The following is an 18,066-nucleotide window of genomic DNA, read 5'->3' as shown; positions in this document are numbered from 1 at the left end:
CCGGCGACTACTCGCGCGGTGCGGCGGGCTTCTGGGTCGAGAACGGGCGGATCAAGTACCCGGTGCACGAGATCACCATCGCCGGCAACCTGCGCGACATGTTCAAGGGCATCAGCGCCGTCGGCGCCGATGCCTACACGATGGGAAGCAAGACGCTCGGTTCGGTGCTCGTGGACCGCATGAAAATCGCCGGTTCCTGACAGCAAGCGCGTAAGCGGGTAAGTCCTGTTGGGCAGGAGCATCGGCCACTTCTAGAATGCGACGCGCCGACTGTCGGCCCGTTTTTCCTCAGAGGAGACATTCATGCAGCGTCGTTCCTTCGTCAACCGTGCCGGTATCGCCGGCGTGCTCGCGGCGGGCGTTGCGCCCGCGATCGTCCACGCGCAAACCACTTTGCGCTGGCGCATCGCGTCGAGCTTTCCGAAGTCGCTCGATACGCTCTTCGGCGCCTGCGACGTCTTCGCCAAAAAGGTCAGCGACATGACCGGCGGCAAGTTCGTGATTTCCACGCATGCGGCCGGGGAACTGATGCCGGCGTTCGGCGTGCTGGACGGTGTCTCCAATGGCACGGTCGAGATGGCGAACACGGCGCCTTACTACTTTTTCGGCAAGGATCCGACCTACGCGCTCGACTGCGCGATCCCGTTCGGCCTGAACGCCCGCCAGATGACGGCATGGATGTACGAAGGCAACGGGCTGAAGCTGACCCGCGAGTTCTACGCCAAGGTCAACATCGTGAACTTCCCGATGGGCAATACCGGGTCCCAGATGGGCGGCTGGTTCCGCAAGGAGATCAAGTCGCTCGAGGACATCAAGGGCCTGAAATTCCGCGTCGGTGGCTTCGGTGGCAAGGTGATCGAACGCATCGGCGCCGTGCCGCAAAACATTCCCGGTGGTGAGATCTACCAGGCGCTGGAAAAAGGGACGATCGATGCGGCCGAGTGGGTCGGCCCGTACGACGACCTGAAGCTCGGCTTCAACAAGGTCGCGCCGAACTACTACTACCCCGGCTGGTGGGAAGGTGGCCCCCAGCTGAGCTTGTTCATCAACAACAAGGCCTACGACGGTTTGTCTGCCGAGTACAAGGCAATTGTCGAAGCCGCGGCCTCTCATGCCCACGTCGACATGCAAGCCAAGTACGACGCGCGCAACCCGGCTGCGCTGAAGCAACTGGTGGGCGCGGGCACCAAGCTCTTCCGCTTCCCCAAAGACGTGATGGATGCTGCGTTCAAGGAAGCCATGGGCCTGTATGGCGAGCTGAGCGGCAGCAACCCGGCCTGGAAGAAGATCTACGAAGACTACTCAGCCTTCCGCCGCGACGCGAACCTCTGGTTTCGCTTCACCGAAGCCGGTTTCGACGACTTCATGCAAGCGCAGAAGCTCTGATTCCCCAGAGCTGACGCAAGAGCCCCGCTGCGGCGGGGCTTTTTCTTTCACGGTTCCAATCGAACACGCACGGATGAGACTGGCTACATGAACCCCACCACCGTTCAGATCGCGGGCGCGTTGATCTTCGTCGTAGCGCTCATCCACACTTTCTCGACCACGCTGTTCGAGCGCCTGGCCCGCCGCTACCCGCAGCACGAAGGCGGCTTTCATCTGCTGGGTGAAGTCGAGGTCGTATTCGGCTTCTGGGCGCTGGTGCTGGTGTTGTTCACCTTCGCGGTCGAGGGCAAGAAGCCCGCCACTGATTACCTGGACGGGCGCAACTTCACCGAGCCCTTGTTCGTTTTCGCCATCATGGTGATCGCGGGTAGCCGGCCCATCCAGAGCGTGGCGGCCCTGCTGGTCAACACGCTGGCCCGCGTGGTGCCGGTGCCCACGTCGCTCGCGTTCTATTTCCTGGCCCTGTCGATCATTCCCTTGGCGGGCTCGCTGATCACCGAGCCTGCGGCCATGACGCTGGCCGCCCTGATGTTGCGTGGCCGCGTCTTCAACTGCCCGCTGCCCGAGCGAGTGAAGTACGCCACCATCGGCGTGTTGTTCGTCAACGTGTCGATAGGTGGCACGCTCACTTCGTTTGCCGCACCGCCGGTGTTGATGGTGGCCGGCAAGTGGGGGTGGGATTCGGCCTTCATGTTGTCCAACATCGGCTGGCGTGCGGCCATTGCGGTGTTCATCAACGCGCTGGTGGTCTGCCTGCTGTTCGGCCGCCACATCGTGAAGGCCGTTCCAGCCGCTGATGCCGAGCCGCCGGCGTCGCCCGCACCGATCAGCGCCATGCTGGTGAGCGTGCTGTTCCTGTTGGGCGTGGTGGTGTTTGCGCACCATGCTGCGGTCTTCATGGGCTTGTTGCTGTTCTTCATTGGATACAGCGCCGCCTACCCACGGCACCACGACACGCTGATCCTGCGCGAGGCGCTTCTGGTGGCGTTCTTCCTGGCCGGGCTGGTAGTGCTGGGTGGGCAGCAGCAGTGGTGGTTGCAACCCCTGCTCACTTCCATGAGCCCGCAGGCGGTGTACTACGGCGCTACGGCGCTCACGGCTGTGACCGACAACGCCGCATTGACCTACCTGGGCTCGCTGGTGGACGGCCTGAGCCCAGAGTTCAAATACTCGCTGGTGACGGGCGCTGTCACGGGCGGGGGTTTGACGGTCATCGCCAATGCCCCCAACCCGGCCGGCTTTTCGATTCTGCGGGGCGGCTTCACCGACGGGTCGATCAACGCCCTGTGGCTGCTGGCCGCCGCGCTCGGCCCGACCGGGGTGGCGATCGTGCTCTTCCGCTTCGTGTGAGGGTGTGATCCGCCATCTCGGCGGCTCTGCCTACTTCTTCTTGCTCTCTTCCCGCAGGGCTCGCTTGATCGCTTTCATCTGATCGTCGTCGTTGTTGCTTGGGGTGCTGCCACTCGGGGCTGCGGGTTGCAACAAGCCGTCCATCGAGGCGGGAGCTTGTTCGGATTTCTTCGTGTCCTGTTGTTGCAGCTGCTGAAAGATCTTGTCCGAGTCGAGCTGCTTCTCTTTCACGAGCCCACTCGACACCATGCCGGGGAACGCGATGATCAAGCCGACCATGACAATCTGGATGCACACAAAAGGCACGGCACCCCAGTAGATCTGCCCGGTGGTCACCTTGGCCACGGGCTTGTTGGTCACCTTGTCGGTGTAGTCGTCGGTCGGGGCCACGCTGCGCAGATAGAACAGCGCAAAGCCAAAAGGCGGGTGCATGAACGACGTTTGCATGTTCACGGCCAGCAGCACGCCGAACCACACCAGGTCTATGCCCAGCTTGTCTGCCACCGGCGCGATCAGCGGAATCACGATGAACGACAGCTCGAAGAAGTCGAGGAAGAACGCCAACACGAAGACCAGGATGTTGACCACGATCAGGAAGCCCAGCTGACCGCCTGGCAGGCTGGTCAACAGGTGCTCGACCCAGACGGGCCCGTCAACACCTTGGAACGACAGGCTGAACACTGTGGAGCCGATCAGGATGAACAGCACGAAGCACGACAGCTTCATGGTGGTGTCCATGGCTTGGCGTATCAACTTGAGGTCGATGCGCCGCCGAGCCAGAGCCATGATGAGAGCGCCCGTCGCACCCATGGCGCCGCCTTCGGTGGGTGTGGCCACGCCAAGAAAAATGGTGCCCAGCACCAGGAAGATCAGGGCCAGCGGTGGGATCAGCACGAAGGTCACTCGCTCGGCCATGCGCGACAGCAGGTTCAGCCGGGCGACCTTGTTGACCACGGCGAGCACAAAGGCAACGCCCACGCCGACGCACATCGAGACCACGATCATCTCGTCGGTCGGCGTGCCCTCGGGGCGGCTCTTCGCAAAGGCGACCGCGGCTGCGACCGACAGCACTGCGAGCACGCCCAGCGAGCGCAGGCCGGCATCGCCGTTGTCTTCGCGAATCGTGCGTGCCTCCTTGGGCAGCGCGGGCACCCACTGCGGCCGGATCATGGCAACGAGCACCACATAGCCGAGGTACAGGCCGGTGAGCACGAAGCCAGGGATGAACGCGCCTTTGTAGAGGTCGCCCACGCTTCTGCCGAGCTGGTCGGCCAAGATGATGAGCACCAGTGACGGCGGGATGATTTGGGCCAGCGTGCCCGATGCGGCGATCACGCCACTGGCCACCCGACGGTCATAGCCGTAGCGCAACATGATGGGCAGCGAGATGAGGCCCATCGAGATGACCGATGCGGCGACCACGCCCGTGGTGGCGGCCAGCATGGCGCCGACCAGGATCACCGCGATGGCGAGACCGCCGCGGATCGGGCCGAACAACTGCCCCACCGTGTCGAGCAGGTCTTCGGCCATGCCGGAGCGCTCAAGGATCAAGCCCATGAAGGTGAAGAAGGGCACGGCCAGTAGCGTGTCGTTCTGCATGATGCCGAAAATGCGAAGTGGCAATGCCTGCATCAGAGACGACATGCCTGGCACACCGATCTCGATCGCCAGGAAGCCGAAGAACAGGCCGCACGCCGCGAGAGAGAAGGCCACCGAGTAGCCAAAGAGCAGAAAGACGATCAGGCACGCGAACATGATCGGGGCCATGTTGGCCAGCAGGAAATTGATCATGGCGTGCCCCTCATCGCAGCTTGCTCACGGGTGGCCACTTCCTTTTGCAGCAGGAACTCGGCGAGCTCTTCTTCTGGTGACTTGACGCCTTGCCTGCGGGTGGGGTCTGGCACCAGCCCCTTCAGGAACGCCACGCGCTTGATGATTTCGGACACGGCCTGCATGCCCAGCAGGGCCATGCCCAGCGGAAGCATGGCAAACACGGGCCAGCGGATCAGGCCGCCTGAGTTGCTGGACATTTCGCCCATTTGGTAGGCCCGAATCACGAGTGGCATCGTCATGTAGATGACGACCACGACAAAGGGCAGCAGGAACAGCGTCAGCCCGACAAGATCGATCTTGATCTGCGTCCGCTTCGAGAAGCGCCCCGAAATCACGTCGATCTTGACGTGCTCCTGGCGCAGCAGCGTGTAGCCGGCTGCCAGCAGGAACACGGCAGCAAAGAGGTACCACTGAACTTCGAGAAAGGCGTTCGAGCTGTAGTTGAAGGCCTTGCGTACGACGGCGTTGACGGTGCTGATGAGCACCGCAGCCAACACCAACCAAGCCAGCCAACGGCCAATCAATTCGCTGAGCCGATCAATCAGCCGCGAAAGCGAGAGCAATGACGACACGTGAGTCTCCGGATTCTGAAAATGCAGCGAGCTTGTGGCTCGCGCATGGCGCACGATTTGGGTTTTGACTTATTGCTGGGCCTCGGGGTGTTTCCGAAATGGCCCGGCTGCGCGCATCAGACCGCAAGCGCCGCGGTCGTGCCAGAGGTTTTTCCGCTACGTGGTTCTACGCACTTGGCGCGTCGCTCAGGTGTCGGTGGCTGCGTGGAACAGCTTGCCCGAGCGCGTGCCCGTGCGGCAGAAGGTGAGGATGGGCTTGGGCATGTCAGCCAACAGCTGCGCCATGCGAGCGATCTCTTGCGGGGTTTGCACTGCTGGGCTCACCGGCAGAAAGGCGTACTGAAGGCCTGCTGCGGTGGCCGCCGCCTCTATGGCCGCGCTGGTGGGCTGAGCGGGGCCGCCTTCGAAATCAGGGCGGTTGTTGATCACGCTCTTGAAGCCGTTTTGTGCAGCCCACGCCATGGCGGTGGGATCGAGTTGACCGGTGGCGCAGACGTCGGCGCTGAGTTGCTGAATCTGGGGAGAATTCATCAAAGCCTCCGTGATCACTTGCTCAAGGCTTGCTTGACGGCGGCGGACACCATGCCCATGTCGGCCTTGCCAGCCAACGCTGTTTTCACCGCGCCCATCACCTTGCCCATGTCGCCGGGGCCGCTGGCGCCCAGGCTGGCCACGATGCGGGCCACTTCGGCGGCAACCTCTTCGGCGCTCAGGCGTTTGGGCAGGTAGCCTTCGAGCACCGTGAGCTCGGCGGTTTCTTTCTCGACCAGATCGGGCCGGTTGCCGGCACTGAACTGCGTGATCGAGTCACGGCGTTGCTTGATGAGCTTGTCAATGATGGCGATGACCGCTGCATCGTCGAGCACCACGCGCTCGTCGACTTCCTTCTGCTTGAGCGCGGCGAGCAGGCCACGGATGGTCAGCAGGCGAGCCGCATCTTTGGCACGCATGGCTGTTTTCATGTCTTCGGTGATCTGGTCTTTGAGGCTCATCGTCGGCTCCAGAGAAGGGTAGAAACAACAAAGCCCGCTTTGCAGCGGGCTTGGCGGGCTTCAGGTACTTGAAGCTCAGAACATGCGCTTGGGCAGTTGCATGCTGCGAATGCGCTTGAAGTGGCGCTTCACTGCAGCAGCCTTCTTGCGCTTGCGCTCGGCCGTGGGCTTTTCGTAGAACTCGCGGGCGCGCAAGTCGGTCAGCAGGCCCAGCTTTTCAATGGTGCGCTTGAAACGGCGCAGAGCCACGTCGAACGGCTCATTCTCTTTGACGCGAATAGAAGTCATAGATCCAGAAGTTAGTGCGCTCGGTGTTCGCTCAGAAGCTCAAAGAGGAGGTTCCGGATTCCAGCTTCAAGGCCTGGGCGAATCGCAGCGCGGGGTTTTGCCAGCAAAGACGACGATTATAAGCAGACGGCGAGAGCGGTGCAAGCCGGCTGTCAGTGACCACTCATGGTCTGGGCGCAAGCATGGGCGCTGGCCCAGGCCCACTGGAAGTTGTAACCGCCGAGCCAGCCCGTCACATCGACCACTTCCCCTATGAAATGCAAGCCAGGCACGCGACTGCTTTCCAGGGTCTGGGAGCTGAGCTCGCGAGTGTCGACGCCCCCCGCGGTAACTTCGGCCTTGCGGTAGCCCTCGGTCCCCGAGGGGGTGAGTTCCCATGTTTTGAGGCTCTGGGCGAGCTGCTGCAGCTCGCGGTCCCGGGCGTCGGCGATCAGTTTGTCGGGTTGATCGGCGAGCCAGCTTTCGGCGAGACGAGAGGGGAGAAGCGACGCCAACTCGTTGCCGAGCTTGCGCTTGGAGCCGAGCTTGCTGCGCGCCAGCTCGGCGGCCAGGTCGACGTGCGGGGCCAGGTCGATGTGCAAAGGCGTGCCGGGCTTCCAGAAGCTTGAAATCTGCAGCACGGCGGGGCCGCTCAGGCCGCGGTGGGTGAACAAGAGGTCTTCGTCGAAAGCGCCGCCCCCTTTGGCTGGGCCGGTGCAGATGCCCACCGGCAGCGACAAGCCTGCCAGGGCGGAGAACGGCGCCCAGGCCGCTGCGTCAAATGTCAGCGGCACCAAAGCGGGCCGCGTTTCGATCAATCGGTGGCCGAACTGCTTCGCCACGCGGTAGCCAAAATCGGTGGCGCCGATCTTGGGAATCGACAGCCCGCCGGTGGCGATGACAACGCGCGTGCTGCGCACTGGGCCGCGCTCGGTGTCGAGCTCGAAGCCGCTGCTGGCCTGCCGCACGGCTTGCACACCGCAAGGCTGCCAGCGCGTCACGCTGCCTTGTTCGCATTCGCGCAGCAGCATGCCGATGATGTCTTCGGCCGACTCGTCACAGAAGAGCTGCCCCTTGTGCTTCTCATGCCACGCGATGCGATGGCGTTGCACCAGGCCGATGAAGTCTTGCGGTGTGTAGCGGGCCAGTGCCGAGCGGCAGAAGTGCGGGTTGGCCGAAAGGAAATTTGCAGGCCCCGCATCGCGGTTGGTGAAGTTGCAGCGGCCGCCGCCCGAGATGCGGATTTTCTCGGCCACCTTGGCGCTGTGGTCGACCAGCAGCACCTTGCTTCCCAGTTGCCCCGCCACGCTGGCGCAAAACAAGCCAGCGGCTCCAGCGCCTATCACCACCACATCGAAACTCTGCATGCGGGGGATTATCGCGATGGGCTTCCTAGAATCGGCCATGACTCTTACTCCTGCTCAGCGAACACGTGCCACCTGGGCCGTGCGCCTGCAGTTCTTCATTGCCGGCGCGCTGTTTGCCACCTGGGGCGTGCACGTGCCCACAGTGAAGCTGCACTACGGCCTGGGCGAACAAGCACTGGCGATCGCGATGCTCGCCGCCGGGGTGGGGGCTGTGGGCACGCTCACACAGGCGGGCCGCCTGGTGGGCCGCCACGGGCCGCGCCGCGCGGCCCTGGTGTCAGGCTTGCTGTGTGCGGTGAGCGTGGCAGCCTTGTTGTTCAGCCGCAGCTACGCGGGGCTGCTGGCCTTGATGGTGGTGTTCGGCGTGGGTATGAGCTTGTTCGACGTGTCGATCAACGCCGCCGCCAGCGACCTGGAGCGCCTGAGCGACCGCAGCCTGATGAGTGGGTTTCACGGCATGTTCAGCCTGGGCGGCATGGCAGGCGCTGCGCTTGGCAGCGCGTTGCTGGCGCGGCAGCTTGCCCCAGATACGCACCTGATCTCGGCCGGTGTAGTCGCGGCTGTGGCCATCATGGGTGCGGGTGCGCTGATGCTGCGTACGGTGGCCGGCGCAGCCGACGGGCCGCGTTTCGCGTTGCCGCGCGGGATGCTGGCGCTGCTCGGGAGCCTGGCGGCGCTGGGTCTGATTGCCGAAGGCGCGATGTATGACTGGAGCGTGCTCTATATGACGCAAGAGCTTAAGAGCGATGCGGGCGTCGCCGCGCTGGCCTATGCGAGCTTCAGTGGGGCCATGGCAGCCGCGCGATTCGGTGGCGACTGGGTGCGCGAGCGTGTGTCGCCTGCGGTGCTGATGAGTTGCAGCGCCGCGCTCGCTGCCGTGGCCATGGCAGCCGTGCTGTGGATCGCGCACCCGGTGGTGACGCTTGTCGGCTTTGCGCTGGTGGGCCTGGGATTTGCCAACGTGGTGCCGGTGCTCTTCAGCACCGCGGCCAAGCTGGACAGCAATCCCGCGCACGGCATTGCCGTGGTGGCCTCGGTGGGTTATCTGGGCATGATGGCCGGCCCGCCACTCATCGGTGTGATTGCCGAGCACTCCACGCTCGGTTGGGGCTTGTCGTCGGTGGCGGTGTTTGCCACCGTGCTGGCGCTGGCCGCTCCGCGCGTGCTCAGCCCTTCCAGGTGAACGGAAACTTCACCTGCTTCCAGAAGCCGTTGGGCACGTAGTCGCCCACCACGCCGTACTGGTCTGGCCATTTGCGGTCGGCCTTCACGGCCGTGCCGAAGAGGTAGTCGATGAATGCGAAGTGCGCCGCGTAGTTCTTGTCGATGGCCTCGTCGTCTTGCGAGTGGTGCCAGTGGTGGAAGTTGGGCGTGACGATGATGTAGCGCAGTGGCCCGAGCCGCACGCTCACGTTGGCGTGGTTGAACACCGCCTGGAAGCCGACCACCACGATGTAGGCGTCGATCACTTCCTTGCTGAAGCCTAGTACATAAATGGGCGCCAGCACCAATGTGCGGGTGATCAGCAGCTCAAGAAAGTGCTGGCGTGAACCGGCCAGCCAGTCCATGCTTTTCACGCTGTGGTGCACGGCGTGCAAGCGCCACAACACGGGCACCTCGTGGTAGCCGCGGTGCGTCCAGTACTGCACCAGGTCGGCCACCAACACGATCAGCAGCAGCGCCACCCAGAAGTTGAGGCCCGCCACCCAGCCACGAATGCCATCGTTGGCTGCCCACCCGAAGAGCCTGTGCACCAGCAAGTTGGTGGCGAGCAAGACGAAGCCCACCACCATGTGGTTGACGATGAAGTGGTGCATGTCGGTCTGCCACTCGGGGCGGAACACCGGCTGTGTCTTGCGCAGCGCAAAGAGCTTCTCGATGAAGACGAAAATCAGGGTTGAGCCGAGCAGGTCGAGGATGAACCAGTCGAGCCCAATGTAGGGCGTGTGATCGGGGAAGTTGGGGTTGACCGGCACCGAGTGCGCGCCGAAGAGCACGGTGGCCGCCACCGTCACGAAGGCGGCCGCCGCGAGCCAGCGCGAGCGGCCCCGGATGATGTTGAACAGCGACAGCGAGCCTGCGACCACCAGCGCACCGAGCATGATCTTGCGGATGATGTCGACGTTGTACGACTTGCGCAGCTCGGGCGTGGTGAGGTACTCGGGGAAGTGGAAGGCGAGCACGCCCAGGAAACACAAGATCGCCAGCCCCAGCGCGATCACGCCCGTGACCATGCCATGACCGCGCCTCAGCTCACCATGTGATTCGGTGAGCTGGTTGAGTTTGTTCAGTTCGAGCATCAGACCTCTCCATTTGAGCGGGCCGATTATCGGGCCATGGGGCGAGGTCAGGCGGCCTGGGAGGCCCCTCTTTCGAGGGTGAGGGACGCCATGCCTTTGAGCACATCGCCCACCACGATGATGGCCGGGCTGCCCAGGCCTTCACGCTCGATCAAGCCCGTCAAGTCGCTCAACGTGCCCACGGCGTGGCGCTGCTTCGGCAGGCTGGCGTGCTGCACCACCGCCACGGGCGTGGCGCGCCCCAAGCCTTGCAGCAAGCCTTCTTGTAAATTGCCGGCCTGCGACACGCCCATATAAATCACCAGCGTGAGGCCTTGAGCTGCTGCTGCCGCCAGCGTGGGCCAGTCGATCGCGCTGTTCTTTTCCTTGGCGTGGCCTGTGATGAAGATCACGCCGTGAGCATGGTCGCGGTGCGTCAGCGGCACGCCGAGCGAGGTAACGGCAGCGAGGCCCGCGGTGATGCCGTTCACCACGTCGACCTCGACGCCCAGCGCGCGCAAATGCTCAAGCTCTTCGCCACCTCGGCCGAAGACGAAAGGGTCGCCGCCCTTGAGCCGCACGACGCGCTCGCCCTTGAGCGCCTCGGCTGCCATCAGCTTTTCGATGAAGGCCTGCGGCGTGCTCGCGCAGCCGCCGCGCTTGCCTACGTGCACGATGCGCGTGGTGCTGCGCGCATAGCGCAGCACCGCCTCGCCCACCAGGTCGTCGACCAGCAACACCGTGGCCGAGCGGATCGCCCGCACCGCCTTGATCGTCAGCAGCTCGGGGTCACCGGGGCCGGCGCCGACCAGGGTGACGCGGGGCTGTGCAGCTGAGCGGGTCATGCCGATTTCTCCTGGGGATGTGCGTGGGCCAGTGCGTCTAGCGAAGCCAGCAGGCAAGCGACCTGCTGCGCGAGCGGCGCGGGTGCTGGTTTCTCGCCGCTGATGACCGATTGGATGTACATGGCCGTGGTGGCAGCGTCGCAGGTGCGCGGCAGCACGGGCAGCTCGCGCAGCACGCCGTCGTGCGCGGCCACTGAGAGGTCGCTGCGCAAGAAGCCGTCGATGAACACGTCGAGCTTGGGCAATCGGCGCGGGTCGGCCACAGGCTCGCCTTCGGTGCCGCGCATCAACAGCGCGTTGGCGATGGTGTTTTGCAGGAACTCGGTGAGCATGGTGCCGTACTCGGGGTGCGTGTAGTTCACCACCCGCATTGCTCTGCCAGCCGGGCAGGGGTCTAGCAGCTTGGCGATGGTGTGGCCCGAGTTGCGCAGGCCTATGGTCCAGCGTGCGTCGAGCAGGCGTGCAAGCGGCGGGCACAAGGCGTCGGTGCGGATGTAGACGGGCTCGCGGCGCTTCCACGCCGCAGCCACGTCTTCGGCATCGCGGGCAACGGGCAGGCCCAGGTCGTGAAAGATCTCAGCGGTGGTGACACGGTTAGGGTCTTCGGGCATGCCGTGCACCAGCACAGGCACGTCTTCTTGCGCGAGTAAGAGTGCCAGCAAGGTCGTCAGGTTGGGCAGCTTGCGGGCGCCGTTGTATGAGGGCAGCACCACGGCGGGTCGCGCGGTCGCAATGGGCAGGCAGCGCGCGGTGGCGGCTTGCAGAAAGCCTGCAGTCTCTTCCACCGTTTCGCCCTTGATGCGCATGGCCATGGCAAACGCACCGAGCTCGAGGTCGGTGATCTGGCCATCGAGCACCTGGCTCATAAGGTCGTGGGCCTGCTCGGTGTTGAGCGAGCGAGCGCCTTCTTTTCCGCGCCCGATTTCTTTGATGTAGTGGCTGATGCTCATTTTTTATCCCTGCTGTCGATTCGCAAGACCCGGGCCATCTGCAAGCCGCCGAGCCTTGGGCGCGCGATTCTAGGGATGCGATGTCAAGCCACGCGCGCCTGACTGCGGATCATGCGCTTGAGCTCGGGTATGCATGAGCCGCAATTGGTGCCGCATTTGAGGTTGTCTTGCAGTTGCGCCAGTTGCTCGTCGGGCGCGCCGGTGCAGGTTTCAAGCGCGGTGTTGATGGCTGGCTCCGCCACGTTGAAACAGGTGCACACCTGCCGGCCCCGCGATTGCACAGCCACGGGCGCGCGCGCTCCGGGCACCAGCAGCAAGCGGCCGTAGGCCTGGGCTGACAGCTCGTCTTGCAGCAGGGGCTTGACCCAGGTTTCGGCACTGATGTCGCCAGCCAGCACAAAGCCTTCGAGCTGCGTCTTGTCGCCCATTTGTGCCAGGCGCATGGTGCGGCGCTGGCCGCGGCGCTTGTCGGCGTAGTGCAGCACTTCGGCGCCGCCCAGGCCCAGCAGGCCTTCGATGCGGGCCAGCAGCTCGTCGGGTGCAGTCTCGTAGGCGGCCGCGCGAAACAGCACACCGCTGCGGTCGCGGCCGAAGGGCACGCAGCTGGCGAACGCAAAGGCCGTCATCATCGACTTCAGCTGCTCGCGTGCCAGCAGAGCCTTGTCTTCGGGCAGCCAGGCCATGCCGAGCAAGCGCCACGGCAGCTCGGCTTTCAGAACCTTCACTGCGGCGTGCTTGAGCTCAGGCTGCTTGGACTTGGGGCAGTAGGCCGGCGTGGTGAGCGCGTTGACACCCGTCATGCGGGTGCCGGTGCCGGAACTGCCCGAGACGAACTCTTCGCCCCAGTGCATGGCGATGAAGGCCTGGGTGGTGGCGACCTGTTCGCTGGCCTGCACTGGCAGCACGATGGAGCCACGGCGCGAGGTCACGTGCACCAGGTCGCCTTCGGCGAGCATGAGGCGCAGCATGTCCTTGGCGTTCATCTCGATGCTGGGCTCGGGCACGTGACCGAAAAGGCGCCCCACCGTGCCGGTGCGGCTCATGCCATGCCACTGGTCGCGCAGGCGCCCGGTGTTGAGCGAGAACGGGTAGCGCGCGTCGCGCGGCTCAGCCAGCTTGTCGTAGTCGACATCGGCAAACTGCGCCCGGCCCGTAGCGGTGGGGAACACGCCGTCTTCATACAGGCGCACGCGGCCGGTGCTCGCCCCTTCAGGGAACGGCCATTGCGCGGGTGCGGCATTGAGCTGCGGGTAGCTCAGGCCGGTGATGTCGAGGTCGCGCCCACGGGTGCTTTCGCGGTGCTCGTTCCACACCGATTCGGGTGTGTCGTAGGGGAAGAGCGTGGGCAGGCCGGGGCGTAGCTTCTTCTCCAGGCGTTGTGCAAAGTCGACCACCGTGGCCCAGTCGTGCCTGGCTTCACCGGGGGCGCTGATGGCGGGGCGCACGCGGGTGATACGGCGCTCGCTGTTGGTGACCGTGCCGTCTTTCTCGCCCCAGGTGGTGGCGGGCAGCAGCAGGTCGGCGTATTCGCAGGTGGTGGTGGTGCTGAACGCCTCTTGTACCACCACGAATTCGGCCCGCTCCAGCGCGCGGCGCACGGTGGTTTGGTCTGGCATGGACTGGGCGGGGTTGGTGCAGGCTATCCACAAGGCCTTGATCTGGCCGTCGGCCGCAGCCTCGAACATTTCCACCGCCGTCTTGCCTGGCGTGGCAGGCACATCGTTGACGCCCCACAGGCGCGCGACTTCGGCGCGGTGCTCGGGGTTGGCCAGGTCGCGGTGCGCGCTCAAGAGGTTGGCCAGCCCGCCCACTTCGCGCCCGCCCATGGCATTGGGTTGGCCGGTCAGCGAAAAAGGCCCTGCACCGGGTTTGCCAATCTGGCCGGTCGCCAGGTGCAGGTTGATGAGGGCGGCGTTCTTGGCGGTGCCGCTGCTGCTCTGGTTGAGGCCCTGGCAGTAAAGCGACAGGGTGCGGCCCTTGGCCTTGTCGTCACCGCCTGCAAACCAGCGAGCGGCCTGCAGAAGCGCGTCTTCGCTGATGCCGCAGATGGCCGCCACGTCTTTCGGGGTGAAGTTGCGCACGCGGTTGCGCAGCGCCTCGAAGCCTTCGGTGTGGGCCGCGATGTAGGCGGTGTCGGTGAGGCCTTCCCACAGCATCACGTGCAGCATGCCGTGGTACAGCGCCACGTCGGTGCCGGGCAGTATGGGCAGGTACAGGTCGGCGGCCTCCGCCGTTTCGGTGCGGCGCGGGTCGGCCACGATAATTTTCATCGCCGGGTTGGCGCGCCGCGCGTCTTCGATGCGGCGAAAGAGGATGGGGTGGGCGTAGGCGGTGTTAGAGCCGGTGATGAACAGCGTCGACGCGAAGTTCAGGTCGTCGTAGCAAGCAGGCGGCGCATCAGCGCCCAGCGTGGTTTTGTACCCGGCCACCGCGCTGCTCATGCACAAGCGCGAGTTGGTGTCGACGTTGTTGGTGCCGATCAGGCCCTTGGCCAGCTTGTTGAAGACGTAGTAGTCCTCGGTCAGAAGTTGGCCCGAAATGTAGAAGCCCACCGCGTCGGCGCCGTGGTCGGCGATCACCTGGCTGAACTTGTTGACGGCCAAATCAAGCGCCGCGTTCCACGACACGACGCGCGGGGCGCTTTGCCGCGAGATGCGATGCGCTGGCTGCAGCAGCCGGGCCTGCACGGTGACGGGCTTGGCGGCAGTGTGGTGCAGCGTGCTCCCCTTTGTGCACAAGCGCCCGAAGTTGGCGGGGTGGTCGGGGTCGCCACGCACGCCGGTGATCTGCGCACCGTCGCTTTCGACGATGACGCCACAGCCCACGCCGCAGTACGGGCAGGTGGTGCGTGTTTCCTGCATGTCGACGCCTTGGCGCTGCGGGCTCAAGCTGAGTGGGGTGTCTGCACGTCGAAGATTTGCCCACCGCCGATGGCACCCCGGCTGGCGCAAGGGCCAGCCACCGGCATGGCCAGGTCTAGGCCGACAGTGGTGAGCTCGTCGCTGTCGAGGAAGATGGCGCCTTCTTCCACTTTCACGGCGAACTTGGGCACGCAGCCTTCATCGGGGGCTTTCACCTGGCCGTCTTCAAGCCCGATGTTCAGGTTGTGCAGCGGGCAGGCCACGCTGGTGCCGAAGACGATGCCCTGGCTCAGCGGGCCGCCCTTGTGCGGGCAGCGGTCGAGCACGGCGAAGACGCGGTCGTCTTGCGCGCGGAACACGGCCACGGGTGCACCGCGAGGGCGCGTCACGCGGCGCGCGCCCAGCGGGATGATGTCGTCAATGCGGCAGATCAGGGTCCAGTGAGGCATGAGCAGGTCTCGGGGGTCAGGTGCGGGGGATCAGGCAGGCTGGATCGCGGTGAACTGGCGGGTGTCTACCTGGGCCTTGTCGAATTCGAACCACGGGTCGGGCTCGCCATCGAGGGCGTACTGCAACTGTGCCCACAGCGCCTTGCGGCCTTCGTGGTCGTCGAGGATGCGCTTCTTCACGTGGTCTAGGCCCACGCGGTTCACGTAATGCACCGTGCGCTCCAGGTACCAGCCTTCCTGGCGGTACAGCTCGCAGAAGGCGCCGGTGTATTCGAGCACCTCGGCCGCTGTCTTGAGCTTGACCAGGAAGTGCGCCACCTCGGTCTTGATGCCGCCATTACCGGCGACGTACATCTCCCAGCCGGAGTCGACCCCGATGATGCCCACGTCTTTGATGCCCGACTCGGCGCAGTTGCGTGGGCAGCCGCTCACCGCGAACTTCACCTTGTGCGGGGCATACATGCGCCACATGGCGCGCTCCAGGTCTTTGCCCATCTGGGTGCTGTCTTGCGTACCCATGCGGCACCACTCGCTGCCCACGCAGGTCTTGACCGTGCGCAAGGCCTTGGCATAAGCGTGGCCGCTGGGCATGCCTATGTCTTTCCAGACGTTGACCAGGTCTTCTTTCTTCACGCCCAGCAAGTCGATGCGCTGGCCGCCCGTGACTTTGACGGTGGGGATCTTGTACTTGTCGACCGCATCGGCAATGCGGCGCAGCTCACTCGCCGTGGTCTCGCCGCCCCACATGCGCGGGATGACCGAGTAGGTGCCGTCTTTTTGAATGTTGGCGTGGCTGCGCTCGTTGATGAAGCGCGATTGCGGGTCGTCTTTCGCCTCTTTCGGCCAGGTGCTGATGAGGTAGTAATTGACGGCCGGGCGGCAGCTCGAGCAGCCGTTGGGCGTGCGCCAGTTGAGCGCCTTGTAAGTGCTGTCTATGGTGATGAGTTTTTGCTCGCGTATGGCGTCGCGCACCTCCTGGTGACTGGCTTCGGTGCAGCCGCACATGGCCTTCTTCTTGGGCGTGGCCGAGTAGTCACCACCGGCGGTGAACATCAGCAGTTGCTCGACCAGGCCAGTGCACGAGCCGCAAGAGGCAGATGCCTTGGTGTGCTTGCGCACCTCTTCCAGCGTGAACAAGCCCTTTTCCTTGATGGCCTTGCAGATGCTGCCCTTGTTGACGCCGTTGCAGCCGCAGACCTCGTCGGTGTCGGCCATGGTGGCGGCCTTGTTGTGGCCTTCGTGACCGGTGTCGCCGATGTTGGACTCGCCGAACATCAGCTTGTCGCGTATGTCGCTGACCTTGCGGCCGTCACGAAGGAGCTTGAAGTACCAACTGCCGTCGACCGTGTCGCCATACATGCAGGCGCCGATCAGCTTGTCGTCTTTGATGACGAGCTTCTTGTAGACGCCGCCGTAGGGGTCGCTCATCACGATCTCTTCGCAGCCTTCGCCGCCGGTGAAGTTGCCGGCTGAGAAGAGGTCGATGCCTGTGACCTTGAGTTTGGTCGAGGTCTGCGAGCCGGTGTAGCGGCCAATGCCGAACTCGGCCAGGTGGGTGGCGCACACCTTGCCCTGCTCGAACAGCGGGGCCACCAGGCCGTAGGCAATGCCGCGGTGGGCGGCGCACTCGCCCACCGAGTAGATGCGCGGGTCGGTGATGGTCTGCATGGTGTCATTGACGACGATGCCGCCTCTTCCATCGTTGAAGCAGTGCAGGCCGATCTTCAACGCGAGCTCGGTGTTGGGGCGGATGCCGGCGGCCATGACGACCAGGTCGGCCGGCACCTCGGTGCCATCCTTGAACTGCACGGCCATCACGCGGCCGCCCTTGCCGCCGTCTTGGTCGCCGATCAGGGCTTGTGTTTGTGCACCGATCATGAATTTGAGACCGCGGCTTTCGAGCGACTTCTGCAGCAGCTTGCCGGCGGTGTCGTCGAGCTGGCGCTCCATCAGCCACGGCATGATGTGCACCACCGTCACTTGCATGCCGCGCAGCATCAGGCCGTTGGCCGCTTCCAGGCCCAGGAGGCCGCCGCCGATGACCACCGCGTGCTTGTACTTGGTGGCGGCGTCGATCATCGTGTTGGTGTCAGCGATGTCTCGGTAGGCGATCACGCCTTCGAGCTCCTTGCCCGGCACCGGCAGGATGAAAGGGTTGGAGCCGGTGGCGATCAACAGTCGGTCGTAAGGCGCTTCGGTGCCGTCGGCGGCCTTGACGATGCGCTTGTTGCGATCGACATCGACGACCTTCTTGCCAAGATGCAGCTGGATCTTGTTCTCTTCGTACCAGCTCAAAGGGTTGAGCACGATTTCATCGAGCGTTTGCTCGCCGGCGAGAACTGGCGACAGCAGAATGCGGTTGTAGTTCGGGTGCGGCTCGGCGCCGAACACGGTGATGTCGTACAGATCGGGGGAAATCTTCAGCAGCTCCTCCAGGGTTCGGACCCCCGCCATGCCGTTGCCGACCATCACCAACTTCATCTTCTTCATGCGGCTGTTTCCTCGGTCACTGTTCTCAGTGACGTGAGAGGTAGCAAGGGTGGTGCCAGCGGGTAAGCCCTGATCGGCTGCAATCTGGTGCCTAGCGCACTCTTTGCGGGCAAGCGTCTTGCTTGGTTTTTCACGAATTCTTCAATTGCCCCATGTGGGTGCAAACCCGACTCCTTATGAGCTTTGACATCGACATGGGTTACACGAGCGATCGTGGTCCCCGGCAAGACAACGAAGATTTCGCCGCCGCCATGCGGCCCCAGGCGCACGAAGAGGCCCTGGGCTTCATCGCCGCCATTGCCGATGGCGTGTCAGCGGGCGGTGAGGGCGCGATGGCCGCGCAAACGAGCGTGATGTCGCTGGTGCAGGACTACTTCGCCGCACCGCCCACCTGGGACACCAGTGTGGTGCTCGACCGCATCATC

16 protein-coding genes and 1 pseudogene are annotated in these 18,066 nt (G+C 64.2%); 5 read left to right on the top strand and 12 right to left on the bottom strand.

Translation table 11 applies throughout. The features are described 5' to 3' along the window. From AC30QB_RS21695 to AC30QB_RS21685, 3 genes are all read left to right on the top strand, one after another. The coding region (locus AC30QB_RS21695; protein WP_489548355.1) for a metallopeptidase TldD-related protein at positions 1 to 200 on the top strand (200 nt) is incomplete at its 5' end. Between the two features lie 103 nt (positions 201 to 303). Further along, a complete protein-coding gene (locus AC30QB_RS21690) occupies positions 304 to 1,386 on the top strand; it encodes a TRAP transporter substrate-binding protein (RefSeq protein ID WP_489548354.1) in 1,083 nt (360 codons plus the stop codon). Positions 1,387 to 1,473: 87 nt separating this feature from the next. Next, entirely contained in the window at positions 1,474 to 2,736 is a 1,263-nt protein-coding gene (locus AC30QB_RS21685; RefSeq protein ID WP_489548353.1) for a putative Na+/H+ antiporter, read from the top strand. 30 nt (positions 2,737 to 2,766) lie between these two features. On the opposite strand, the gene AC30QB_RS21680 is transcribed toward AC30QB_RS21685, so the two are convergent. The 6 genes from AC30QB_RS21680 to AC30QB_RS21655 form a co-directional block, all read right to left on the bottom strand. After that, on the bottom strand, positions 2,767 to 4,527 hold the full coding sequence (locus AC30QB_RS21680; protein WP_489548352.1) for a TRAP transporter large permease: 1,761 nt from the start codon (positions 4,525 to 4,527) through the stop codon (positions 2,767 to 2,769). Next, positions 4,524 to 5,141, bottom strand: a complete 618-nt coding sequence (locus AC30QB_RS21675) for a TRAP transporter small permease subunit (protein ID WP_489548351.1) — start codon at positions 5,139 to 5,141, stop codon at positions 4,524 to 4,526. The genes AC30QB_RS21680 and AC30QB_RS21675 overlap by 4 nt, the downstream gene beginning before the upstream one ends. Before the next feature lie 186 nt (positions 5,142 to 5,327). Beyond that, entirely contained in the window at positions 5,328 to 5,672 is a 345-nt protein-coding gene (locus AC30QB_RS21670; RefSeq protein WP_489548350.1) for a protein tyrosine phosphatase family protein, read from the bottom strand. Between the two features lie 14 nt (positions 5,673 to 5,686). Next, the gene (locus tag AC30QB_RS21665; protein ID WP_489548349.1) at positions 5,687 to 6,133 is read right to left on the bottom strand and encodes a GatB/YqeY domain-containing protein; all 447 of its coding nucleotides are present in this window, start codon (positions 6,131 to 6,133) and stop codon (positions 5,687 to 5,689) included. Positions 6,134 to 6,208: 75 nt separating this feature from the next. Beyond that, entirely contained in the window at positions 6,209 to 6,421 is a 213-nt protein-coding gene (gene rpsU / locus AC30QB_RS21660) for a 30S ribosomal protein S21 (protein WP_489548348.1), read from the bottom strand. A gap of 152 nt (positions 6,422 to 6,573) precedes the next feature. Beyond that, on the bottom strand, positions 6,574 to 7,767 hold the full coding sequence (locus AC30QB_RS21655) for a BaiN/RdsA family NAD(P)/FAD-dependent oxidoreductase (protein WP_489548347.1): 1,194 nt from the start codon (positions 7,765 to 7,767) through the stop codon (positions 6,574 to 6,576). Positions 7,768 to 7,804: 37 nt separating this feature from the next. On the opposite strand from AC30QB_RS21655, the gene AC30QB_RS21650 reads away from it, so the two are divergent. Then, a complete protein-coding gene (locus AC30QB_RS21650) occupies positions 7,805 to 8,950 on the top strand; it encodes an MFS transporter (protein WP_489548346.1) in 1,146 nt (381 codons plus the stop codon). Here AC30QB_RS21650 and AC30QB_RS21645 read toward each other — a convergent pair. The 6 genes from AC30QB_RS21645 to nirB form a co-directional block, all read right to left on the bottom strand. Further along, on the bottom strand, positions 8,934 to 10,067 hold the full coding sequence (locus tag AC30QB_RS21645) for a sterol desaturase family protein (RefSeq protein ID WP_489548345.1): 1,134 nt from the start codon (positions 10,065 to 10,067) through the stop codon (positions 8,934 to 8,936). The two genes, AC30QB_RS21650 and AC30QB_RS21645, sit on opposite strands and share 17 nt — an antisense overlap. A 47-nt stretch (positions 10,068 to 10,114) precedes the next feature. After that, positions 10,115 to 10,891 (bottom strand): uroporphyrinogen-III C-methyltransferase, encoded by a 777-nt coding sequence (gene cobA, locus AC30QB_RS21640; protein ID WP_489548344.1) that lies wholly within the window; start codon positions 10,889 to 10,891, stop codon positions 10,115 to 10,117. Beyond that, positions 10,888 to 11,841, bottom strand: coding sequence for a DNA-binding protein YbiB (gene ybiB / locus AC30QB_RS21635; RefSeq protein WP_489548343.1), 954 nt, complete (start codon positions 11,839 to 11,841; stop codon positions 10,888 to 10,890). Before ybiB ends, cobA begins: the two co-directional genes overlap by 4 nt. A gap of 83 nt (positions 11,842 to 11,924) precedes the next feature. Next, on the bottom strand, positions 11,925 to 14,702 hold the full coding sequence (locus AC30QB_RS21630; RefSeq protein ID WP_489548342.1) for a nitrate reductase: 2,778 nt from the start codon (positions 14,700 to 14,702) through the stop codon (positions 11,925 to 11,927). Positions 14,703 to 14,725: 23 nt separating this feature from the next. Then, positions 14,726 to 15,151 (bottom strand): nitrite reductase small subunit NirD, encoded by a 426-nt coding sequence (gene nirD / locus AC30QB_RS21625; protein ID WP_489548341.1) that lies wholly within the window; start codon positions 15,149 to 15,151, stop codon positions 14,726 to 14,728. A gap of 30 nt (positions 15,152 to 15,181) precedes the next feature. Continuing rightward, positions 15,182 to 17,641 (bottom strand): nitrite reductase large subunit NirB, encoded by a 2,460-nt coding sequence (gene nirB, locus AC30QB_RS21620; protein ID WP_489548340.1) that lies wholly within the window; start codon positions 17,639 to 17,641, stop codon positions 15,182 to 15,184. Positions 17,642 to 17,817: 176 nt separating this feature from the next. On the opposite strand from nirB, the pseudogene AC30QB_RS21615 reads away from it, so the two are divergent. Further along, a pseudogene (locus AC30QB_RS21615) lies at positions 17,818 to 18,066 on the top strand (bifunctional protein-serine/threonine kinase/phosphatase); the annotation flags it as partial.

It is taken from the genome of Rhizobacter sp., assembly GCF_046595475.1.
Classification (GTDB): domain Bacteria; phylum Pseudomonadota; class Gammaproteobacteria; order Burkholderiales; family Burkholderiaceae_C; genus Rhizobacter.
Note: the sequence above shows the minus strand (reverse complement) of the source record. Positions and strands in the feature narration are given on the sequence as shown.

What these genes read in the sequence shown, in the direction of transcription:
- rpsU (WP_489548348.1), bottom strand. Translation starts at nt 6,421, where the DNA reads ATGACTTCTATTCGCGTCAAAGAGAATGAGCCGTTCGACGTGGCTCTG.
- AC30QB_RS21665 (WP_489548349.1), bottom strand. Translation starts at nt 6,133, where the DNA reads ATGAGCCTCAAAGACCAGATCACCGAAGACATGAAAACAGCCATGCGT.
- AC30QB_RS21655 (WP_489548347.1), bottom strand. Translation starts at nt 7,767, where the DNA reads ATGCAGAGTTTCGATGTGGTGGTGATAGGCGCTGGAGCCGCTGGCTTG.
- nirD (WP_489548341.1), bottom strand. Translation starts at nt 15,151, where the DNA reads ATGCCTCACTGGACCCTGATCTGCCGCATTGACGACATCATCCCGCTG.
- AC30QB_RS21650 (WP_489548346.1), top strand. Translation starts at nt 7,805, where the DNA reads ATGACTCTTACTCCTGCTCAGCGAACACGTGCCACCTGGGCCGTGCGC.
- AC30QB_RS21630 (WP_489548342.1), bottom strand. Translation starts at nt 14,702, where the DNA reads ATGCAGGAAACACGCACCACCTGCCCGTACTGCGGCGTGGGCTGTGGC.
- AC30QB_RS21645 (WP_489548345.1), bottom strand. Translation starts at nt 10,067, where the DNA reads ATGCTCGAACTGAACAAACTCAACCAGCTCACCGAATCACATGGTGAG.
- ybiB (WP_489548343.1), bottom strand. Translation starts at nt 11,841, where the DNA reads ATGAGCATCAGCCACTACATCAAAGAAATCGGGCGCGGAAAAGAAGGC.
- AC30QB_RS21680 (WP_489548352.1), bottom strand. Translation starts at nt 4,527, where the DNA reads ATGATCAATTTCCTGCTGGCCAACATGGCCCCGATCATGTTCGCGTGC.
- nirB (WP_489548340.1), bottom strand. Translation starts at nt 17,641, where the DNA reads ATGAAGAAGATGAAGTTGGTGATGGTCGGCAACGGCATGGCGGGGGTC.
- AC30QB_RS21685 (WP_489548353.1), top strand. Translation starts at nt 1,474, where the DNA reads ATGAACCCCACCACCGTTCAGATCGCGGGCGCGTTGATCTTCGTCGTA.
- AC30QB_RS21690 (WP_489548354.1), top strand. Translation starts at nt 304, where the DNA reads ATGCAGCGTCGTTCCTTCGTCAACCGTGCCGGTATCGCCGGCGTGCTC.
- AC30QB_RS21670 (WP_489548350.1), bottom strand. Translation starts at nt 5,672, where the DNA reads ATGAATTCTCCCCAGATTCAGCAACTCAGCGCCGACGTCTGCGCCACC.
- cobA (WP_489548344.1), bottom strand. Translation starts at nt 10,891, where the DNA reads ATGACCCGCTCAGCTGCACAGCCCCGCGTCACCCTGGTCGGCGCCGGC.